Source organism: Halomonas qinghailakensis (assembly GCF_025820815.1).
GTDB classification, from domain to species: domain Bacteria; phylum Pseudomonadota; class Gammaproteobacteria; order Pseudomonadales; family Halomonadaceae; genus Vreelandella; species Vreelandella qaidamensis.
Genome location: NZ_CP096973.1, coordinates 2,012,535 through 2,029,281, shown reverse-complemented (window position 1 = coordinate 2,029,281; position 16,747 = coordinate 2,012,535). Strand labels below are relative to the sequence as shown.

The following is a 16,747-nucleotide window of genomic DNA, read 5'->3' as shown; positions in this document are numbered from 1 at the left end:
GCTCCCATCAACAGTGGATGGGAGCGCTTTTTACCTTAGTCTTGTTTCAGCAATGGCTTCAGGAAGCTTGGTGGCGCAGCCGTGGGCTAGCCAGTTCTCCCACCACGGTAATAATCACCAGCAGGGCCAGCAACCACGGCCACTGAGTACCGACCTGGAGAGTAGCAAGGCCCAGCGCATCGATGAAAATCAACACGATGCCTAACGGGCTGACATAACGCACCATAAACAGCCACAGCGTGTGCTGGGTACGGGAGAGGCCTAGTTCTTCTCTGAATATTTCAGTACGCAGTAGGAAGCCCGCCATCAGTGCCATGCCCAGACCGCCCAACGGCATCATCCAGCGGGAGGTCAGATAATCCAGCCAATCGAAGAAAGTGCGGCCTGCCAACGTCCAATCCGCGCCCATATTGAACGACAGCATTGCCAAGGTGCTCACCAGCCACAGCACGATGCCCACACCCCAGGATGCCCGTTTACGCGTCATCCCTTTGCTTGCAACGAGCCAAGCCACGGTCGCTTCGATCATCGAAATTGACGATGTAAGCGCGGCCATCGACAGCATCACAAAAAACAGGACACCAAACAGCGTACCAAAAGGCATTGCCTGGAAGGCCAAGGGCAAGCTCATAAAGATCAACCCTGGCCCTTGGCCGGGATTCATTCCGTTAGCGAAAATAATCGGGAAGATAGCCAAGCCAGCCATCAGCGCGACAACGGTATCAGCAATAGCCACACTGAACGTTGTGCGCGCAATAGAGTGACCTTCTGGCAGATAAGAACCATAAGTAAGAATGGCACCAGACGCGAGCGACAAGGTAAAGAAGGCATGCCCCAGTGCCGCTAAGAGTCCTTCACTGCTTAGCCCTTCAGTATTGAAAGAAAACAGAAACGACCAAGCATCAGCAAAGCCACCAGAGAAAGCACCGTAGCCAATCAGTATGCCCAGCATGATAACCATGCCCGGCATCATCCAGCTGACACTCTTTTCAATGCCTGCTTGTACACCCTTGCCCACGATGAGCATGGTCAACACCGTTACCAGCGTACTCCAAGCGCCTAGCGTGAAAGGGTTGGCATTATTAGCGGCGAAAATCGCCGCCATGTCATCGACGCTGTTGCCCGCCAGTCCGCCGCTTAGCATTTTCCACAGATAGGAAAATGACCAGCCAGCAACAACAACGTAGAACGACAGAATCATGAAACCACACAGCATGGCCATCCAACCGAAGATAGACCAGAAACTGCCACGTCCCGACTCGTGTACCACTCGGCGGATAGCATCAATCGGGCTGCCCCTGCCACGGCGGCCAAAGCTGATTTCAGCCATCATGATAGGCACACCTACCGCCAATATGCAGGCCAGATAGACCAGCACAAAAGCGCCACCGCCAAACTCGCCGGTGATGTAAGGAAACTTCCAGATATTACCCAGGCCCACTGCAGAACCAGTGGCTGCCAGCACAAACCCCCAGCGGCCCAGCCACAGCGTTTTGGGGGGCGTATTTGTCGTTGTCATTGGGAAACCTTATAAATTTATATTGTTTTTAGGCTATTTATTTTGTTCTGTTAAAACAGATACTTAAGCGCGATTAGCTGCCTATAAAAGCCAACCAACTGCGGTTAACTAGTGATAAATAGCCATCTATAACGAGTCTATGGGGATAGCGACAGGGCAGGAATGGGTTTACCTCACATTGAACGAGGCGTTACCCGTAGAAGTAGCATGCAACTGTAAACTAAACGTTACACTTAGACAAAAATGCCGAAGGATGGGGGTCTTCCGCTGTATTTTACTGACAAGACGTAAACAAATCGTGACAGTTAATTTTCCTGCCATCAGAAATTGTTAAAAAATTTTCTTACGTGCTGTCTCAAGTACTGTTTCAAGTACTGTCTCAAGCGCCGTCTTGAGCACCAATGCCGTAGCGTTTGAGTTTGTTAGCAATAGTGGTGTGAGAAACACCCAATCGCTTTCCTAATTGGCGGCTGGACGGATACTGCTGATACAGCGTACTTAAAATATTTCTTTCCACCTCTCCTAACATGTCGCTCAAGCTTCCCTCTAAGGGTATGCCCGCCAGCTCAGGCGATACGTCACTATGGGGAAGACGCAGATGCACCGGCTGAATGACTTTTTCTTCACATAGCGACACCGCCTGGAACAACACATTTTCCAGTTGACGCACATTACCCGGCCAATCGTAACGGGTGATTTTTCCCAGCGCTGCAGGCGAAAGTTCGGGCAGAGGACAGCCTATCTGACGCGCCGCACGATCAAGCACATAGGCCGCCAACTCTTCGATGCCGTCCAGGCATTCACGTAAAGGTGGCACCTGTAGCGAAAGCACATTGAGCCGGTGATAAAGATCCAACCTAAACAACCCTTCACTACACATCTGTGGCAGGTTTTGTTGAGTGGCACAGATCACTCGGACATCCAGAAAGGTTTCCTCCTCGCTACCCACTCGCCGGAAGCCACCATCTTGAAGAAAACGCAGCAGTTTCGTCTGCAGCCGTGGGCTCATTTCCCCTACTTCATCGAGAAAGACGGTGCCACCTTCATTAAGCTCCAGAAGGCCAAGCTTTCCTTCTGGCCGAGCGCCTTCAAAGGCACCGGGTGCGTAACCGAAAAGCTCTGTCTCGGCCATTGATTCAGGCAACCCGGCACAGTTAAGCACCACAAACGGCGCTTGCCCGCGAGGGCTTGCCAAATGACAGGCACGAGCCACCAGCTCTTTGCCAGTCCCCGTTTCCCCTACAATCAGCAGCGGTGCATCCAGCGGTGCCATGCGTCGCGCTTCGTTAATCACCGCCTCCAATCGCGCACTCGACTGAAAGATAGCCTCAAAGCCACGCAGTTCCTGGCGCTGCACTTGGTAAATCCGTGCACCGATACGGTCGGCACGGTGCAACGTCACCACCGCCCCGGCTAATGAGTCCACCTTGGTGTCTTCGGTGTGCAGTGGCGCAATATCGGCAAGATAGGTGTCGCCTTTTAGTTTGATCCGCAGCCCATTGATACGTGAGTTGTTGCGGCGAATCACCTCGGGAAGGTCGACTTCGTCAAGGTAACGATCCAGTGAGAGCCCTGGCACTTCTTGAACGCGCACTCCCAACACCTGAACGGCGATACGGTTGGCCGCCACAATGCGACCCTGCATATCTATCGACATCACGGGGTCAGAAAGCGAAGACAGCAATGCATCCAACTCCAAATGACGACGCTCGCTAGGCATTAAACTCGCGCGTTTGACGCCAAATACGCCTGGTATTGCTTCCAATACCGGCTTAAGCGTACTCAGCTGCGCATTAAGCAACTTTGGGACATGCAAATAGATGGTATTGCCCTGCTCGCCACCGACTTCTCCCCGTGCGACATTAATTCGGTAGTCGGCAAACTGGGCCACTATATCGCGAAGAATACCAATGCGATTCTGACAGTAAAATTTAAGACGCATAGAACCCTCACGGCATAAAAAACCACTTACTTAGGAAGTCTCTCTGACTAGGCGTTACCTGGAAAATCGGCGATTTCGGACACAGCCTAGCCACCACTCACTGGCAGCCCCTGCTCCTCTTTCATACTACGCAGTATGATTTCAGAGCGGACCTGAGTGACATTAGGATGAGGTAATAAATGATGATGAATAAAGTCCGAAAACTCGGTGAGGTCCTTGGCGATAACGTGCAGTACATAATCTGCATCTCCTGAGACAGAATAGGCCTCACGCACCATGGCATGCTTTGTCAGTAACGCTACAAAATCATCATCCATGCTTTCACCGTGCGCTTTAAGGTTAACTCTGGTGATCGCACGCAAGCCAAACCCCAGGCTGCTGGCATCAAGCCTCGCCGAATATCCTTTAATTACCCCTTCAGCTTCTAAGCGCGCTTTGCGTCGGGAACATTGAGAAGGTGACAGGCTGACATGCTCGCCCAATTCTGCATTGGTGAGGGCTGAGTTCTTTTGCAACGCTGATAAAATTGCAAGATCATAACGATCTAAAGAAATCCCATGCATAAAATGCTCCTATTGCGCACAAGCTGTGCGCTATTTGGCGGCATCTTGGGTTAGTTTGCAACCTAATTGCACCGCCTCTTCCCTATACTTAGCTTGTTAATCTACAAGACAATAATAGGAGAAACAGCGATGGGTCCTTTTCCTCATGACGCCCCTAAAGTAACCATTAGCGATGCAAACCCAGCAGGTACGGATGGCTTCGAATTTGTTGAGTTTGCCCATCCCGAGCCGGAAAAATTAGACAGCCTATTTCGGCAAATGGGCTTCATCCCCGTTGCAAAACACCGTAGCAAGTCAATTACCGTTTATCGTCAGGGTGATATCAACTACCTGCTTAACAGCGAGCCTAACTCTCATGCGTCAGCGTTTATTGAAGCGCACGGCCCCTGTGCACCAGCAATGGCTTGGCGTGTTGTTGATGCTCAGCATGCCCTAAAACGTGCTGTTGATTTAGGGGCTGAAGAGTTCACCGGTAATAAATCCATTGATGCACCGGCAGTTGTTGGTATTGGCGGATCGCTGCTTTACTTTATTGATACGTATGGTGAAAAAGGCAGCTGTTACTCAAACGAGTTTGAGTGGTTAGATGAGGAAGATCCTAAGCCTAAAGGCTTTGGTTTTTACTATCTTGATCACCTCACTCATAACGTTATTCGCGGCAATATGGATACGTGGTATAAGTTTTATCACGACACCTTTAACTTCCGTGAAATTCGCTACTTCGATATCACTGGTAAAGTCACCGGCCTTACCAGCCGCGCATTAACCTCGCCCGATGGCAAAATTCGTATTCCGATTAATGAAAGTGCCGACGATCACAGCCAAATTGAAGAGTACTTACGCGAGTACAACGGCGAAGGCATTCAGCATATTGCCATTGCAACCGATGATATCTATACCGGCACTGACTTAATCGCTGACGCGGGGCTTGAATTTATGCCTGGCCCGCCGAGCATTTATTACGAAAAATCGCTTGAGCGCGTCAAAGACCACCAAGAGCCTCTCGATAAACTGCGTAACCGCGGCATTTTGATTGATGGCGAAGGTGTCGTGGGCGGTGGCGAAACCAGAATTTTGCTACAGATTTTCTCAAAAACGGTGATTGGCCCGATCTTCTTCGAGTTTATCCAACGTAAGGGCGACGACGGTTTTGGAGAAGGCAATTTTAAAGCACTTTTCGAATCCATCGAAGAGGATCAAATCAACCGAGGCGTGTTGCAAGGCGCTACTGAATAGCAGTAATGCTGAATAATAAACCGCCACAATAACAACATTAGCGATGCCAAAAAGGAACCACTGTGCACGACGCTTGGCGTAACTATGCGAATGCCCCCCAAGCGGGGGCTACTGTTTGCTCTTCTCACCTTATAGAAGAGGGCACTTCACGCTGCTTAGAAATAATAAGTAAAGATGAACCTTTCCCTGTCATTGTAACGCGCATAGAGGGTGAGATTTATTGCTACGTTAATGCCTGTCCCCACCAGTATTTACCGTTAAATTATCGCTCAAACAGCATCATTTCATCAGATAAAAGCCGTTTGCTATGCAGCGCCCATGGCGCAGCATTTGATAGTAAAACAGGCAACTGCTTAACAGGCGCATTCGATAACCTTGACGCAATACCAGTCTTTGAAGACCAACAAGGGAATGTATGTATCGGGCCTTTGCCTACATGAGTAAGTAATGCCTTATGGGGCCAATCCACTTACTAGAAGAAAATAGCTCCCTAGCCACGCTGGTGGTCATCCATTAGGTGCGACTCGCTGCCTTCACGAAGGCGCTCGATAGAGGCACTGCCCTGCTTAGATAAAGCCGCCAGGCGGTCAATTTGCTCATCCAACCGAGGCAGCGCTTCCTGGCGGTAGGTCGAGAGGTCATCAATGGCACCCATCACCTCGCCGAAAGCGTCTTCCAGCATTTGCATATCGAGCATCGCTGAAGAAGCCCGTTTCTGAATATCCACGCCCTGCTGACGCAGTGCCTTGGCGGTACCGCCAATCATCTGTGAGGTCGTGGTATTAAGGGCTTCAATGCGGTCCAACACTAGGCGCTGGTTGGCCATGCCCATAGCCACAGTGACCGCAACGGTGAGCGCCGAGACGGTGACGTTAATGGCTCTATCCACACCACGCATCAGCTCTCGGTTGTTGCGAATGATGACTTCTAGCGCCAGCACGCCTTGCTGGCTAACGGCCAGCTGCTGCTGAAGGTCGACGATGCGCTGACGGAGAGGAAAGAGCAGTTCTTCTTCAAGGAAATGACGCCGTGGATCATCAACAGCACGTGTGTCGATGTCATCCTTCAAGCGACGGTCAATCAGACGACCCAACGTCACTTGGCGGTTCAATTGGTTCAGAATATCCCTAAGGGCTTGCTGGTCATCATTTAAGGTGAGGTTGTCGCGATGCAGCATGTCGCGACCACTCTCTAACTCGTCAATGATCGCATCAAGCGCCTGCTGAGCGTTCTCAAATTTGCGGAAGTAGCGTTGCAGGCGGCTGTCGAGGCCAGGAATAATCGCCATCACGCGATCAAGGGCACTGGGTGCCAAGCGGTGGCGGGCAGGGTCAAGCCCTTCCATACGCCCACGAAGATCGGTCAGTGCCTTGGCGACTGGCCCGCCTTCGTCGCCTTGATGCGCCAGCTGTCGTAATGGTGTCTGTAGCATGGCGCTGCGATGAGCCGCTTGCTGCTGCAGCTCAAGCCCCATCTCATCGACGGCACGGCGCTGGCTAACCACCGACGCTTCGTCACCCTCGGCAAGAATTTCCGTGACAAAGCGCTCAGCCATGGCCTCAAGTTCAGGATCGACACCAGAATCATTGGAGGTGACCGCGTCAGCAATCTCCTCAACTGGCGGTAAAGAAAGACGACCTGTGTCATCGGATGGCTGAGTCATTGGCATCTCCACTGTTCTTAAAAATCATTCTTGAAAATCGTTCTTGAAGACGGTCTTAAACACCCGTCTTGGAACCATATGACAACTCCGCGAACGAATTACTCCTTGCGCGCATAGCGACCCGCACCTTCGACGAAATGGCGCAAGTCCTCTAATGCTTTCTCCGTAGTGACAGCTGCCTGGGGGCGTGCAGTTTCGATACGCGCCATAGAGACGGCCGTGTCGTCGAGTACGGTCAATGCCGACTCCACCTGAGCAGAGAGCTCCTGAAGCCGCTTTTCAGTCTCGCTAAGCAGATCCAGACGCCGCATCAGGGCGGCCCGCTCTTCTGTACTCAATCGATGGCTTTCCCGGGTCAGGCGGTCACGCACATAATTACCGTCCACACTTGCCACGCTGCGCGCTTGGGAAGCCATGGTAGTGAGCGTATCCACCGAACCGAGGCACACTTGCGCGACTAAGCTTTGCGAGCGCTCAAAGGCCAGCTCACCACGTTGGAATCGGCCACTGAGCACCTCCATGACATGGTAGTAACGGCTATAGAGGCGGTCAGCCAGGATCGCCAGATCAGAACGATGAACATCAAGCAAGCGCTGTTTGGCTTGGCACATTGCCATTACCAAATCATCGGCTCCCTCGGGCGGCGCTGCCGGGTCGAGCACCAACACGCCAGCTTCATGAGCATTGCGCGCTTGTTGAGCACGGCGCTGTTGCGCTTTGGCGTTAATCTCAGCCTGCTGACGGCGCGCGCGACGGCGAGCTAGCCAGCCTCTCAAGGTTCGCTCAATGGGCAGTGCTACCGGGATGGCGACAATCCCCGCCAACCACCCCAGCAAGCTTGGACTGAAACCGCCCCACAGTGAGGTCAGCCATAGCAACATGCTGATGAAAGGCACTGTCAGGCAATAGCGCAAAATGACATGCAGCCGGCCTGCTGCCGCCACCGGAACTGCTAGGCCAGGGTTGAAGAGCCCTACCAGCAACCAGGGCAGGCAGGTCATAAAAAGACCATAAGAAAATCCCTGCAGGAATCCCAACATTGCTTCGGCTACCTATATTCGTGGAACGCACATGACAAGACGTAAATACCCAGAATAGTACCACTAAAACAGGGTAACCAAGGTGAGACGTTGATCACTAGGAGGCTAGAAAAAGTTACAGATGACGATCCAAACATCTGCTCACTAGACTGCTTCTATTTAGCAAACGCTCTTGGCGTGATCGGCACTTAACTCCTACGTTGTTTTAAGGACGGTTGTAAAAATAGACGAATAAAGCTGACCATAAAGGCACAGGGAGATGTAGCGATGGATGCATTTGCGAGGAAGCTGGGCCTCAAGACAGATCCCGTCATTTTTTTCACCTCTGCAGGGATCATGATCATTTTCCTGACGGCGCTTTTGATTGCGCCAGACGCAATAGGTGAAGCTTTCGGCGCAGGGCGGCAGTGGATAGTTACTAACCTTGGCTGGTTCTTTATTTTAGGGGTAACGAGTTGGGTAGCATTCTTGCTGTGGGTAGCGCTCAGCCGTTATGGGGTAATCCGCCTGGGTGGCAATGATGCGAAGCCGGCCTATACCAATATTTCCTGGTTTACCATGCTATTTGCTGGCGGTATTGGCACAGTATTGATGTTCTGGGGGGTAGCAGAGCCCATCTCCCACTTTGCAACGCCCCCTCGGCCGGATGTTGAGCCCTTCTCGGTGGACGCCGCCGACGATGCCATGAGCTTTTCTATCTACCATTTAGGGCTGCATACCTGGTCGATTTTCGCCATGCCGGGGCTGGCGTTTGCGTACTTCATTTACCGCTACAACCTGCCGATGCGCTTCAGCTCAGTGTTCTACCCGCTGATAGGCGAGCGCATTTACGGCCCTGTTGGCAAAGTCCTCGATATTTTTGCCATTCTAGGCACCCTGTTTGGTGTGGCGGTTTCTATCGGTCTTGGTACCCAGCAAATCAATGCAGGGCTGACAGAACTGTTTGGCGTGCCAGATGCAGTGACGACGAAAGTCATCATCATCGCCGTTCTGACGACTGTCGCCGTGGGATCGATCGTCGCAGGGCTAGATGCCGGCGTGAAACGGCTTTCCAATATCAATATCGGTATGGCCGTCGGTCTGCTAATGTTTGTGTTGTTTACTGGCTCGACCGTTTTCCTGTTGCGTGCTGTTGTCGAGACCTTTGGTCTCTATATAACGAATCTGCTTCCCATGGCGTTCTGGAACGACACGCTGGCCAGATATACCAGCAATGACGGCAGCGGCTGGGGATGGCAAGGCAGTTGGACAGTGTTTTATTGGGCCTGGACAGTAACGTGGTCGCCTTTTATCGGGATCTTCGTCGCACGCATCTCTCGTGGGCGAACCATCCGTGAGTTTGTCCTTGGGGTGCTGTTCGCACCTTCCATCTTTACGCTGATCTGGTTTGCGATCTTTGGATGGTCAGCAATGGAAATCGATGGGATTGGCGCTGAAGCCCGCGCAGCCCTGGGAGCTCAAGCCGGCACATTGTCAGCTGCCGTCGGCGAAAGCATTCCCCTCGCCATGTTCGCATTTTTCGAGAACTTCCCAGCCGCCACCTTAATCCAGGGCTTGGCAGTGGTGATCGTCGCCATCTTCTTTGCCACCTCATCAGACTCCGCATCTCTGGTCGTCGATATGCTGTGTACCGGCAGTTCCGACCCTGGCCCTTGGCACCAGCGGGTATTTTGGGGCGTCTCTGAAGGCATGCTAGCGGCCATGCTTATTGTACTAGCGGGCGATGCTGGACTGACTGCCTTGCAAGAAGTGATTACCGTGGTTGGCCTACCGATGTTTATTCTAGTGTTCGCCATGATGTTCTCTTTATTCCGTAGTCTCGGCCATGAGGATCTTAGCGAAGTTCGTGTCGGTGCCCCACCCAGCCCAAAGGAGTTACGGCCAGATGACTAGGTAATGCAGTGCCTTTTGACACCATCAAGTAGTGTTACGATTCAGGCGGTTGTAAATAGCCTGAGTTCCCAAGGCCTCATCAAGCTGTCTATCATTATTCAAAACCAACTGAGCATCTGAATAACTTAGACTGCCAGTCTATGACCGGAGAACTCCATGCCATCCCCCCTCGTGACGACCCAATTTTTGTTCTGGATGGGGGGCTGCCACAGTGGCTAGCCGAAAAGCGGGACGTTGTTGCTGCTATCGCTGTACGACGGTTCTTGGGCAGACTGGGGACGTGATGAATCACTCCCAGTGGCTTAGGTTTTGTATGAATGGCTCTGGCCAATAGCAATGGATGCTTCACAAACCTCTACGCAAACAGGAACGTCGTGTACAAAATTTATTCAACGAAGAGGGTGGTGCTAGATTGAAACCCTAGTCAGTTTCCTGATGCCTTTTTCGATGGCCATGGTTTTCTATATGGCTATACAAAACTCATTGCTAGTAGCTCACAAGGGGGCTATGGTTGCCCCCAATAAGGCCCCTATCGGTGAGACTGCTACGCAGTCACATTATTGCTTAGGGGCTTCTTATTGATCCTGTAGCCAAAGCTTTGTGCCGAGGCAGCGCCTCAGCCATCAACACCGCTGAGGTTCTATTTGTGGCTGCAGGAATTCGGGTGGACACAAGCTCACCTTGGCCGGCCTATCATTTTTGGTAACACGACGTTGGCCTCTTGGTTGCTCGCAACCTACGCTGGTTTTTTATTTTCTGGCTACCACCAATCCTTCCAGTCTTCCGTAATCCTCATCCCGCTCAAATTCAGCTTCCTCGATGAACGCTGCTATGGAAACTGTTCCAGGTGTTCAGCCAACCGATTATGCCACTGGGTGTTCGGACAAATCGACGTCACCAGCATGCGTGTTGTAGCTAACAGCAGGAACAGCTTGAAACGAGTAGCACTGAGGCGGTAGTAGCCTACCCGCTGCAGATAATTCCGTCGGTGACCACCAAACCTCGGGAGTTGAGCAGTGAATCGCCCCGGTTATTCCAGGGACTGGTTTGTTTGAGTCAGACAGCTTCACCCGAAGGTGAAATACCTCCGTTTTGAATAAGCCGATTATGGTCTCAGCCAGCGCACTGTCGTAGGAGCCGCCAGTGCTGCCGACTGAGGCATCGATACCCTCATCAGCCGTACGCTCTGCGTAAAAGATCGAGAGATACTGGCTTCCCCAATCACTATGGTTAGTGATGTAACGCACTTAGGCGTGATTTACGTTACAACACGACTAAGCTGACAACGAGTTAGTAGCAATACCCGATAAAAAGAGGCTTTAAATTTTTAAATAACTTCAAAAAGCCCGGCAAGATTATTGATGCATTGGCATAACTGAACGGATAGGTGCCACCACCTCTATACCATCTCCGTTATCAAAAAATAGATTTAAGCTGACTGAACCGCCTGTATTAACAGGTTGACTTAAGCCAATTAACATCAAATGCAATCCTCCGGGGGCAAGCGTTACTTTCCCTTGAGCAGGTATTTCAATCGCCTCCACCTGACGCATCTGCATGACTTCATCTATCACGACATGATCATGTAACTCTGTATATTCTGTGATGCTATTTTGGGCCTCTATCAAGCGTACTGGCGCATCACTTTGGTTATACAGCGTCATAAAAGCAGCTGTCGCAGGTGAACCGGGCGGTACCTCTCGTACAAAAGGATCTTCAACGATCAGCGAATCAGCTTGTACAAACGAAGTAAACACTATTGCGCTTAACGCTAGTACAGTAGAACGAACGCTTAACATATTTCATACCCCCTATTGAGCTATTATTTCATCCCAGTGGAAACCATATAAAAAAACGCCTGGGATCAGTATTTATGCGTTAGCGCCTTAGGTATCAGCTAATTGGAGGGCTTGAGCGAACTGCTCTTCATTCAACGTTTCACGCCAATATTCCACACAGCTAGAGCGCATCATCAGCAAATCGGATTCCAGCTGACCAATAAACGCTGCCTTTTCAGTACGCACTCCAGTGTTAGCACCACTGAGAATCATTTGGCGCAGCTCGTTGCGCTGAGCAACCACAAGATCTTCCAATGCCTCTCGTTCTGCAGGGCTCTTAGCCATCCAATCTTTCAAAGCAGACCGCTGCTCACTATCTAGCTGCAAGTGGTCAGCATTTCGTGCGATTACAGGGGTCAACATTACAATAGGGCTAGAAAGCTCTGAAACATCACGAGAATCACTGACAGTTTGTGCAGTAGCAACACTTACTCCCAAGGGGACAATGAAGGTAGCTGCGAGTAGAGATTTAATAAAAAGAATAATGTTATTCCTATAGAGAATAAAAGAACACTTTACGACTCTGTAGCCTTTTCCGTAATGCGAGAGATTGTCGCACCTGCAAGTTAGCCGACTGCCATTTGATGGGCAGTGCACTGAAGCGAGACTGGCTATTTATAATGCTTCGTCCTAGGTGGGCTGGTCGAGATCGGGGCGATTCTCCCTGTCGACGCATTCACTGTATTGGATGCAAAAAGCCGTCAATAATTATCCAAAAATTAAATTGACGTACAAACCTTGTATCGATAGCCTGTGGCTGGTTTATTTTAGCGAGAGACTGTTTATGTTTTCTTTGCTCCAGCGGCTTACTGTTGCATTTTCTTCCGAGCCTACTGATTCTTCAGAACTCTCGCACACAGATACTTTTACGTCTCTCTTCGATGCATTGCCGGTGGCCATCTTACAACTAGATCGTTACGGCAATGTTCTGAAAAGCAACCCTTCTGCACAGCAACTGTGGGGTAAGGAAGCGTTAGTAAGAGGTGATTGTCGGCCCATAATTCCTGGCCTAAAAACTGACACCAGTGCTGAACAAATTTTAGAAAGCGTAGATGTCACAGGACAAAGCTTCACTGTTAGTGTCACCGTAGTGCCTTATAAGGAAGGGCTCCTAGCAACCACCCAACGCCTGCCGTCGTTACCTACCAATCACGCTCAACAGGCGTTAGAAAAAGCGCTAGATGCAGTCGTTACCATTGATGCAAAGAACCACATTTTTTTTTTAACGATGCCGCGCAACAGCTATGGGGTTACCAACGTGAGGAAGTACTAGGCCACAACGTCAAGCTACTGGTACCGGAAGAGCACCGCAACCAGCATGACGAATATATCGGACGTCATCGTCGTACTAGGCAAAACCGCATTGTTGGTAGCAGTCGTGATGTGGTGATGCGTCGCCGCAACGGCGAAACTATCTGGGTCAATATTTCTCTTTCTGAAGTCATCGTAGAGGGTGAAACTTGTTATACCGCTTTTGCTAAAGATATTACTGACCAGCGCCTTCTTAAAGAGCGCCTCAACCAAACATTGGAGCAGGCTTTAGACGCTGTTGTTAGTATCGATAACCAAAATAACGTCACCTTTTTCAATGGCGCAGCTGAAAAACTGTGGGGATATAGCCGCCAGGAAGTACTGGGGAAAAACGTTAAAATGCTAGTACCACAGTCAATTCAGCCGAATCATGACGCTTATGTAAATGCTAATCGTGGGGGTGGAGATAATAAGATCGTGGGCTTCACCCGAGAAGTTCCAGTTCCCCGTAAAGACGGCGAAATTCGTTGGGGAAGCGTTACGTTATCTAAAGTAAAGCTTGGCACAGAAACTCACTATACAGCTTTCTTTCGCGATGTGACTGCCGATGTCAATCTGCGCCGCGAGATGGATGACAAAATGAGCAAAGTAGATGAAGCGAGCCAAAAAATCAGCGCTTTGGTCGCGTCAATTGATGGCATTGCTAGCCAGACAAACTTACTGTCACTCAATGCCGCTATCGAGGCCGCCAGGGCAGGAGAAGCCGGCCGAGGGTTTGCAGTTGTTGCACAAGAAGTGCGCCGGTTGGCAGAGAGCTCATCTAATGCTGCCCGTAAGGTCAGCAGTAGCGTTGAAATAACGCGTAGTTTGCTTGGCGAATTAAAGGAAACGCTGAAGCATCTAGCTGAAAAAAAATAGCGTGAACAACTTATACTCCAATGCGTGCGCTACCCTACCTAAGTTTTAGCCAGTAGCGCACTGGCATCCTTCTACACGCTATTTTTCATATGTTCATCGAATGAGTCATACCTCCAACCTGCTTAATGTGCTGTTTTGACAGGCCTCGCATAAGGAACCGTTAGCCCTTACTGGCGTGTACCTCTTTTTCCCTACGCGATGATTAAGTTCCTCGCCACCGCAGCTGCCCTAGACAACTTCTGATCAAGCACTAGATGCGACAAACCGTCATCCTTGATATCGCCACTTCCGTTTGTGGCTTCAACCTCATTGCCTGTACAATAATTAAGTTATAAGAATATTACTTAAAGCGATATAGGCTTGTGTTTTATCACGTGCGCTTTGCCGAGTGAACGCTCGCAAAGTACGGATATCGCGTCATGCTCTCGGAGGTCGTCATGGAGCTCGATCCGCTAATTTTATCCCGCTTGCAATTCGCGTTTGTCGTTTCCTTTCACGCTATATTTCCTGTTTTTACGATTGGCCTAGCATCTTATATTGCTGTTTTACATGGCTTATTTTATAAAACAGCCAACCAAGCATGGGATCGTTTAGCTCAGTTCTGGACCAAGGTGTTTGCCGTAGTGTTCGGTATGGGCGTCGTGTCGGGTATTGTGATGTCCTTTCAGTTTGGCACTAACTGGAGCAACTTCTCGTACGCTACATCGAACTTCCTTGGTCCTATCCTTAGCTACGAGGTGGTCACCGCCTTCTTCCTTGAGGCAGCCTTTTTAGGCGTTCTTCTCTTTGGCCGCAACAAGGTGCCGCAGGGAGTTCACCTATTTGCCGCCATCATGGTGGCTATCGGTACGTTCATCTCGTCTTTTTGGATTCTTTCCGCTAACAGCTGGATGCAAACGCCGGCAGGCTATGAGCTGATTGATGGTCGCTTCCATATTACCTCGTGGCTTGAGGCCATTTTTAACCCGTCGTTCTGGTACCGCTTCGCGCACATGGGCATGGCATCGTTTCTCACCGGTGGTTTTGTGGTGGCTGGCGTTAGCGCGTGGTACCTGTTGCGCAACCGCGATGTAGAGGCTAACAAGAAAGCGCTCTCCATGTGCCTATGGTTACTGCTCTTTTTAACACCCGCGCAGGCATTAATCGGTGATTTCCACGGGCTAAATACCCTGGAGCATCAGCCAACCAAAGTGGCGGCCATGGAAGGCAACTGGGAAACCCGCTCTAACGTACCACTGCTGCTTTTTGCACTGCCTGATCAGGAAAATCAAACCAACCGGTTTGAGCTTGGCATTCCCAATATGGCGAGCATCATCCTCAAGCACAGCGCTGATGGTGTGATTCCAGGACTTTCCGAGGTAGCTCCTGAAGAACAGCCACCGGTAGCGCTAGTGTTCTGGTCTTTCCGCGTGATGGTTGGCATTGGCTTTTTAATGATTGGCGTGGCCCTTCTGGGGCTAATACTGCGGCGCAAAGGGCGCATTTTTGAGAGTCCCCTGTTCCTGAAAACACTGGTGGCGATGATTATCACGCCGTTTGTGGCCGTGCTTGCAGGGTGGATCGTGACGGAAGCAGGCCGCGCGCCATGGCTGGTGTATGGGGTGATGACCCACGCACAAGGCTTAACGCCGTCACTCACCGGCGCGATGGCGCTGTTTACGCTAATTGGGTATGTCGCCGTGTATAGCGTGGTGTTTGTCGTCGGCGTGTACTACCTCACCCGCGTAGTACGTAACGGCATGCACGACGACCCCATTGAAGTTAAAGGAGAAGTTGAGCGTCCTAAGCGTCCGTTTTCTGCCGCGCACACCCCGTTAGATGATGACTTAGGCGATCGCACCGCAGGAGCAAACGTATCATGAGTATCGACTTAGCCTTAATCTGGGCGGTAATCATCGGCTTTGGCGTGATTATGTACGTCATTATGGACGGCTTCGATTTGGGCCTGGGGATCCTATACCCCTTTGCCCCTGATGAAGATTCACGCGATGTGATGATGAACTCTGTCGCCCCCGTTTGGGACGGTAATGAAACCTGGCTGGTACTCGGTGGCGCTGGGCTTTTAGGCGCGTTTCCGCTGGTCTATTCGGTCTTCTTACCAGCGCTCTATATTGGCGTGTTTTTGATGCTTGCCGGGCTGATTTTCCGCGGCATTTCCTTTGAGTTTCGCTTCAAGTCGCACAAAAACCGCCGCTGGTGGAACCGCGCTTTTTTCTTAGGCTCGGCTATCGCCGCCTTTGCTCAGGGCGCCGTGGTGGGGGCCTATATTCAAGGGTTTGCCGTTGAAGATTTTCGCTACGTCGGCGGCGCACTCGACTGGTTAACCCCCTTCACCGTGTTAACCGGATTAGGATTAATGGCCGGCTATGCGCTATTGGGCGCTACTTGGCTGATTATGAAATCAGAGGGCCATGTGCAGCAGTGGGCCTATGCCATCACGCCTAAGCTGTTGCTGGCGGTCTTGGCTGTGTTTGCCATTGTGAGCATCTGGACACCGCTCGTCAGCCCTGAGGTGTATAGCCGCTGGATGGATACGTTCCAGCTGATTTGGATCTTCCCTGTACTGGCCTTGCTCTGTTCAGGTTTGGTGTACCGTTCGGTCAAGCGCCAAGATGAAGGGCTACCTTTTGTCATGGCGTTAGGTATCTTCCTGTTTACCTACCTGGGTCTGATTGCCAGCAAATGGCCAGTGATTGTGCCGCCTAACTATACCATTTGGGATGCTTCCTCTGCCCCAGAGTCGCAGCTGTTCTTACTGATCGGCTTCTTGTTTGTGATCCCTATTGTGTTGGCCTACACCGCCTGGACCTACTGGGTGTTTCGCGGCAAGGTCAAAGTGGGAGAAGGCTATCATTGATGCTTGCTACTTCAATCAGCAGGGCGT

At 50.9% G+C, this 16,747-nt stretch carries 14 protein-coding genes and 2 pseudogenes; 8 read left to right on the top strand and 8 right to left on the bottom strand.

All coding sequences use genetic code 11. From position 1 onward, the window contains the following. Positions 1-58: 58 nt before the first annotated feature. The 3 genes from M0220_RS09565 to M0220_RS09555 all read right to left on the bottom strand — a co-directional run bounded on the left by M0220_RS09565 (position 59) and on the right by M0220_RS09555 (position 4,024). Positions 59-1,519, bottom strand: coding sequence for a sodium-dependent transporter (locus tag M0220_RS09565; protein WP_030070944.1), 1,461 nt, complete (start codon positions 1,517-1,519; stop codon positions 59-61). Positions 1,520-1,898: 379 nt separating this feature from the next. Further along, entirely contained in the window at positions 1,899-3,461 is a 1,563-nt protein-coding gene (locus M0220_RS09560) for a sigma-54-dependent transcriptional regulator (protein WP_264017480.1), read from the bottom strand. Positions 3,462-3,547: 86 nt separating this feature from the next. Next, positions 3,548-4,024: an Lrp/AsnC family transcriptional regulator gene (locus M0220_RS09555; RefSeq protein ID WP_264017479.1), complete on the bottom strand. Its 477-nt coding sequence runs from the start codon at positions 4,022-4,024 to the stop codon at positions 3,548-3,550. Between the two features lie 129 nt (positions 4,025-4,153). On the opposite strand from M0220_RS09555, the gene hppD reads away from it, so the two are divergent. Together hppD and M0220_RS09545 are read left to right on the top strand one after the other, a co-directional pair. Then, entirely contained in the window at positions 4,154-5,260 is a 1,107-nt protein-coding gene (gene hppD, locus M0220_RS09550; protein ID WP_030070948.1) for a 4-hydroxyphenylpyruvate dioxygenase, read from the top strand. A gap of 62 nt (positions 5,261-5,322) precedes the next feature. Then, a complete protein-coding gene (locus tag M0220_RS09545) occupies positions 5,323-5,700 on the top strand; it encodes a Rieske (2Fe-2S) protein (RefSeq protein WP_030070950.1) in 378 nt (125 codons plus the stop codon). Between the two features lie 50 nt (positions 5,701-5,750). On the opposite strand, the gene M0220_RS09540 is transcribed toward M0220_RS09545, so the two are convergent. Continuing rightward, on the bottom strand, positions 5,751-6,923 hold the full coding sequence (locus M0220_RS09540) for a toxic anion resistance protein (RefSeq protein ID WP_030070952.1): 1,173 nt from the start codon (positions 6,921-6,923) through the stop codon (positions 5,751-5,753). Positions 6,924-7,021: 98 nt separating this feature from the next. After that, the gene (locus tag M0220_RS09535) at positions 7,022-7,924 is read right to left on the bottom strand and encodes a cobyrinic acid a,c-diamide synthase (protein ID WP_264017478.1); all 903 of its coding nucleotides are present in this window, start codon (positions 7,922-7,924) and stop codon (positions 7,022-7,024) included. Positions 7,925-8,230: 306 nt separating this feature from the next. Here M0220_RS09535 and M0220_RS09530 point away from each other — a divergent pair, with 306 nt between their 5' ends. Further along, the gene (locus tag M0220_RS09530) at positions 8,231-9,856 is read left to right on the top strand and encodes a BCCT family transporter (RefSeq protein ID WP_030070956.1); all 1,626 of its coding nucleotides are present in this window, start codon (positions 8,231-8,233) and stop codon (positions 9,854-9,856) included. 1,070 nt (positions 9,857-10,926) lie between these two features. Here the strand turns inward: M0220_RS09530 and M0220_RS09525 are convergent. The 3 genes and pseudogenes from M0220_RS09525 to M0220_RS09515 all read right to left on the bottom strand — a co-directional run. Beyond that, a pseudogene (locus M0220_RS09525) lies at positions 10,927-11,094 on the bottom strand (IS3 family transposase); the annotation flags it as partial. A gap of 117 nt (positions 11,095-11,211) precedes the next feature. Beyond that, the gene (locus M0220_RS09520) at positions 11,212-11,655 is read right to left on the bottom strand and encodes a copper chaperone PCu(A)C (protein ID WP_030070958.1); all 444 of its coding nucleotides are present in this window, start codon (positions 11,653-11,655) and stop codon (positions 11,212-11,214) included. A gap of 87 nt (positions 11,656-11,742) precedes the next feature. Further along, a complete protein-coding gene (locus M0220_RS09515; protein WP_264017477.1) occupies positions 11,743-12,057 on the bottom strand; it encodes a hypothetical protein in 315 nt (104 codons plus the stop codon). 325 nt (positions 12,058-12,382) lie between these two features. On the opposite strand from M0220_RS09515, the gene M0220_RS09510 reads away from it, so the two are divergent. The 5 genes and pseudogenes from M0220_RS09510 (at position 12,383) to cydB (ending at position 16,720) form a co-directional block, all read left to right on the top strand. Next, the gene (locus M0220_RS09510) at positions 12,383-12,967 is read left to right on the top strand and encodes a PAS domain-containing protein (RefSeq protein ID WP_264017476.1); all 585 of its coding nucleotides are present in this window, start codon (positions 12,383-12,385) and stop codon (positions 12,965-12,967) included. Between the two features lie 5 nt (positions 12,968-12,972). Then, positions 12,973-13,512: pseudogene (locus M0220_RS09505) on the top strand (PAS domain S-box protein); the annotation flags it as partial. Positions 13,513-13,572: 60 nt separating this feature from the next. Continuing rightward, entirely contained in the window at positions 13,573-13,863 is a 291-nt protein-coding gene (locus M0220_RS17360) for a methyl-accepting chemotaxis protein (RefSeq protein ID WP_318784695.1), read from the top strand. Positions 13,864-14,300: 437 nt separating this feature from the next. Further along, entirely contained in the window at positions 14,301-15,725 is a 1,425-nt protein-coding gene (locus M0220_RS09495; protein WP_030070963.1) for a cytochrome ubiquinol oxidase subunit I, read from the top strand. Then, a complete protein-coding gene (cydB, locus tag M0220_RS09490) occupies positions 15,722-16,720 on the top strand; it encodes a cytochrome d ubiquinol oxidase subunit II (RefSeq protein ID WP_264017475.1) in 999 nt (332 codons plus the stop codon). Before M0220_RS09495 ends, cydB begins: the two co-directional genes overlap by 4 nt. The last annotated feature ends 27 nt before the right edge of the window (positions 16,721-16,747 follow it).